Raw genomic sequence first — 3,228 nt, 5'->3', positions numbered from 1 at the left:
GCCCGGGGCCTCCGCGGGCTGCCCGGCGGGTCCGGCGGCGTCACCGTGCGGGCGGCCGGCCGCCCCGGGCAGGGTCTGCGGTGCCGGGGCGCCGCCTACCGGCGCGGTACGCGGGGACGCGCCGCCCTGGGAGCCGGCGCCGGGCTCCCCGCCACCGGCCGGGGTGCCGCCATCGTCCTGGGGATGGCCGCCGTCCCGGGTGCCGCTGCCGGGCCCTCCGGAGGCCGCCGCACCGGAGGGGGTGCGCGCACCGCCCCCGGCCGCACCGGCGCCCCTCAGGTCGCGCAGCACATCGCTCTGCCAGTCGTTTCCGCTCGCCATGTCGCTCTGCCCCGTTGCCCTTCTTCTCCGCCTCGCGTGCCGCACGGCACGCCGACTCAGAACCGGTCGAGCAGTTGCCCGTACACGCCGAACACCCCGACGGCGAGGGGGAACAGCGCCACCATGCCGATCGACTCGGCCAGATCACCCGTCCGCCGCAGGCGGACCTGCACGTGCTCGGGCGGCTGGACCGCCAGCACGAGCAGCGGCAGCGCCGCGGCCGCGCACAGCACGGCGAGCGGCCCGGCGCTCCCCGCGTGCTCCGTCCACACCGCGACGAGCCGTACGACGACGGCTCCCCCGGCGACGGCGAGGGCCACCACCTCCGCCACCAGGGGAAAGGCGCGGGCCCTCGACAGCAGCACCACCGCCACGACCGAGGCGAGGGCCGTGCTCCACGCCGACGGCCGGCCGCCCAGTGTGAGCAGCCAGGCGGCGGCCGCGGCGGAGGCCGCGGCGACCACCGTCGCCAGCACGAGTCCCCGGTGGGTGGCGGCGAGGGCGTTGTGCACCTCGTGGCGGCTCACGGACGCCCCGCCCGACCTGCGGTCGTCGAGGGCGGTCAGCCCGGACGCCATCAGGGCGAACCGGGGCAGCAGCCCGAGCAGCACGACGGAGCACACGGCCATCACGGCGCCGAGCCGGGGCAGGTCGGGCTGTGCGGCGGCGACGGCCTCCCACCCGGCGACGGTCGCGGCCAGGGCCGCGGCGCCGACGAGTCCGCCACGGCCGAGCGGGGAGAAGAGGCCGAGCGCCGCCAGGGTCGCGGTCAGCGCACCGGCGACCGCGGCGAGCCGCAGCAGACCGGACCAGGCGTAGGCGTCGGCCGCGGTCCACGCCGCGAGGGTGCCGAGGGTGCCGGACATCAGCAGCAGGGCCGTCGCCAGGCCCCGGTTGCCGCCCCCGATGCGGCTGACGAGGGCGCCGGCGGCCAGCAGGACCGCCGTGGCCGCCGCGAGCACACCGGCCAGCGCGTCGAGCGCGAACTCGCGCCGGGCGAGGAGCGCGGCGGCCACCGCGAACACGACGGACGCCACTCCCGCACCGATGCGGCGCGCGGCCGGACGCCACCGCCACGCCTGGACGTCGAGGTCGTCCGCCACCTGGTCGGTGACGTCGTGCACCACGGGGGCGGGAGGCGCCGAGTGGGTACGGACGAGCCGGAGCACGGCGCCGTCGGCGATGGCGGCCGAGGCGAGCGTGGTCTCGTGCGGCAGCGCCGAACCGTCCACCGTGACGAGTTGACGGGTCATCGGGCGGGAGGCCGCCCGGTCGTCGAGCAACCGGAGGATGTCCGGCAGCAGTTGCCCGATCGGGGTGTCCGAAGGCAGGACGAGGTCGGCGCGGCGCCGCTCCCCCACCAGGGTCACCCGGCTCAGTGGGGCCCGGGACGTCGTTGCTGTGCTCACCACTCGGCGGAACCTATCATCACGGCGTTGACTGCTTTCGGGACCGACGGGACGTCACGGCACGGTCAGATCCGGCCGTTTCCTCTTCCGTTCTCGCGCCCGCGTCCGCGTCCCCGGTCCCCGCACGGGGACGACCGGGAAGCGCGCGCAGGGCCGGGTGCACTACGGAGCGGACGACGGGTCCGGGGAGCCGTAGGGCTGTTCCAGGCGCAGCCGCTGCTTCTCCTCCTCCGCCTTCTGCTTCGCCAGCGTGTGCTGGAGGAAGGACCAGCCGACGCAGCCCGCGCACAGCACCGCGGCGATGGCAATCCCGGCGAAGACCTTGCCGAGCCGCTCGTCGGCCGTACGCCGTGCCCGCTGCGCCCCGAACAGCAGGGCGTCCCGCATCCGGCGCCGCCGTACCGCCACCGACTCCAGCAGCTGGCTGTCGTAGTCCCGTGCCATCTCCGGCTCACCGCCTCCCCCGTGGTTCGCTCCTGCAACCTTAGCCGGGGGTCGGCGGGCCTTCCACGCCCCGGTGGCCGCCTTCCGCGACACCGGGGGTGGCCGGAGCGGTGGGGTGCCGGGGGTGGTTCATTCGGGGCGGCTGAAGCGGTGGGCGGCCCAGAGCAAGGCCGTGACGCCGACGGCCAGGAGGGCCCCGGCTTCCAGGGCGAGCGGTGGCTGCCGGCCGAACCATTCGATGCCCGCCACGGTGGCCTCGCCGGGTACGTGGAGTCCGATCGTGCGGCGGAGGAGGTCCACTCCGTAGGCGAGGGGGTTGACCGCGGCCAGCACGCGGGCCCAACCGGGCAGGGCCTCCAACGGGAAGAACCCGCCCGACAGGAACAGCAGCGGCATCATCACCACGCCGAGCAGCACGTGGAACACCTCGGGGCGGTCCAGGCTCACCGCCAGGGCCAGTGCGAGGGCGGTGAGGGTGAAGGAGGCCAGCAGGACGCCGGCGAGGAGCAGCGCCAGGAGGGCGGGGTCGTAGGGGAGGCCGACCGCGCCGCCCAGGGCGAGCAGGACGGCGCCCTGGACGGCGGCGACGACGGTGCCCCCGGCGCAGAACCCCAGGAGCAGGGTGGAGCGGCGGACCGGTGCCATCAGGAGTTCGCGCAGGTAGCCGCTCTGCCGGTCGGTGATGAGCCGGATGCCGACCATGATGGCCGGGGTCTGGACCGTCATCATCAGCATGCCGGGGAAGAGGTACGTCTGGTAGCCGGTGCCGAGCCGGGACTCGGGGATCAGCGCGGCCAGGCCGCCGCCGAGGACGAAGAGGTAGAGCACCGGCTGGAGCAGCATCAGGGCCGTGTGGGCGGCTTGGGTGGACATGCGCAGCAGGTCTCGGTGGACCAGGGAGTGGACGGCGCGCAGTTCGCGTCGCAGGCGCGGCGGCGTGGTGCCCGCGGTGGCCTCGCCGGAGGCGTCGGCCGGGTTCGCGGTGTCGGTGGCGAGCGGACCGGGGCCGGCCGGGGTGGTGCTGTCCGTGCCGGGGGCGCCGGGGATCCGGGGT

At 76.1% G+C, this 3,228-nt stretch carries 3 protein-coding genes and 1 pseudogene; all 4 read right to left on the bottom strand.

Translation table 11 applies throughout. The features are described from left to right. Positions 1-321 (bottom strand): annotated as a pseudogene (locus BJP40_RS34895) (hypothetical protein); the annotation flags it as partial. 56 nt (positions 322-377) lie between these two features. Beyond that, on the bottom strand, positions 378-1,733 hold the full coding sequence (eccD, locus tag BJP40_RS13315; protein WP_071280555.1) for a type VII secretion integral membrane protein EccD: 1,356 nt from the start codon (positions 1,731-1,733) through the stop codon (positions 378-380). A gap of 159 nt (positions 1,734-1,892) precedes the next feature. After that, complete coding sequence (locus BJP40_RS13310; RefSeq protein ID WP_071280554.1) at positions 1,893-2,174, bottom strand: hypothetical protein; 282 nt, start codon at positions 2,172-2,174, stop codon at positions 1,893-1,895. Between the two features lie 129 nt (positions 2,175-2,303). Further along, positions 2,304-3,101: an ABC transporter permease gene (locus tag BJP40_RS13305; protein ID WP_071280553.1), complete on the bottom strand. Its 798-nt coding sequence runs from the start codon at positions 3,099-3,101 to the stop codon at positions 2,304-2,306. Between the last annotated feature and the right edge of the window lie 127 nt (positions 3,102-3,228).

Source organism: Streptomyces sp. CC53, assembly GCF_001865245.1.
In the GTDB taxonomy this organism is placed as follows: domain Bacteria; phylum Actinomycetota; class Actinomycetes; order Streptomycetales; family Streptomycetaceae; genus Streptomyces.
The sequence above is the reverse complement of the archived record's forward strand: the minus strand, read 5'-3'. Positions and strand labels throughout refer to the sequence as shown.